Source organism: Arthrobacter sp. HMWF013 (assembly GCF_003061105.1).
In the GTDB taxonomy this organism is placed as follows: Bacteria; Actinomycetota; Actinomycetes; order Actinomycetales; family Micrococcaceae; genus Arthrobacter.
This window is the reverse complement of record NZ_QAIQ01000253.1, coordinates 1-1,051: the sequence shown is the minus strand read 5'-3', so window position 1 is coordinate 1,051 and position 1,051 is coordinate 1. Positions and strand designations below refer to the sequence as shown.

Below are 1,051 nucleotides of genomic sequence, written 5' to 3'. Positions count from 1 at the left end.
CTTCATTCTTGATGGAGCTGGGCGATTCCGCCACCATGACCGTTCCTCCCGGTGCGCTGCGGCACTTTTATACCCCAAATTATACGGGCGGGTAGGTTCCTCTGCTGACCTCCCGCTGGAGGTAAGGTACCCAAATTTCGACCAGCTAACGGAGCCGCTGGTGCGTCCGGTCGAAGCCGCCGGGGGCACGCCGACGGCCCGGCTGAGAAGTCTTCGGGACCTGCTCAGCCGGACCATCGGCAACAAGGTGAGTGCTGTTGGTTGGGTTCTCCGGTACTGCACCTCCTTTCAGGAACGCTCACTGGTGCCGGCGAACGGCGGGGTATTTTCGGTTAGGAAATCTTGCGCTTCCGGAGCATCAGCAGCCCGGCGATCAGGAGGAGAAGGGCGACGGGGACAAAAGTCATGTCGACGCCGGTCTTCGCCAGGGTGGTGCCGCCCTGACCGGTGGTGCTGCTCATCGCGCTGCTTGTTCCAGCCGCCGGTACGGAGCCGGTGATGCTGCCGGCAGGGACAACGGTGATTCCGGTTGTAGTCGTTCCTGCAGTGCCCGTTGTTCCGGTGCCGCCGGTGCCCGTGCCTGCACCCGGAGTGTCGGTGCCGCCGGTGGTGTCGGTGGTGCCGGTGGTGCCGGTGCCCTGATCCGTGGTGCCGCCGGGCGTTTCGGTGCCCGGGGTTTCGGTACCGGGAGTCGTGCCGCCGTCAGTGCCGCCGCCGATGATTACCGATGCATCGAGATCAACCGCTGAACCATCAAGGACTCCGGTGTTGCCTAGGCCAAGGTCGGCGTCAACGACGGCTTCGAGGCCGTCGCCTATGCCCGTACCGGGGTTGGTACCATTCGTACCCAAGACCAAACCCAGGTCGATGGCTGCGACGACATCGGCCGTGGAGCTGCCATCTGTGCTGCCGAGGAGGCCGTCGCCGAGTCCGAGGTTGATGTCTGCGGCGGCTGCGACGTCGGCGGTGGTATTGCCCGCGTCGGTGCCGGTGAGGACGCTGTCGCCGAGTCCGAGGTTGATGTCTGCGGCGGCTGCGACGTCGGCGGTGG

General features: G+C 65.4%; 1 protein-coding gene. It reads right to left on the bottom strand.

Features of this window, described 5'->3' with window-relative positions; genetic code table 11:
- Window positions 1-332: 332 nt before the first annotated feature.
- On the bottom strand, window positions 333-1,051 hold a 719-nt coding region (locus DBR22_RS23810), incomplete at its 5' end, for a hypothetical protein (protein ID WP_219928104.1).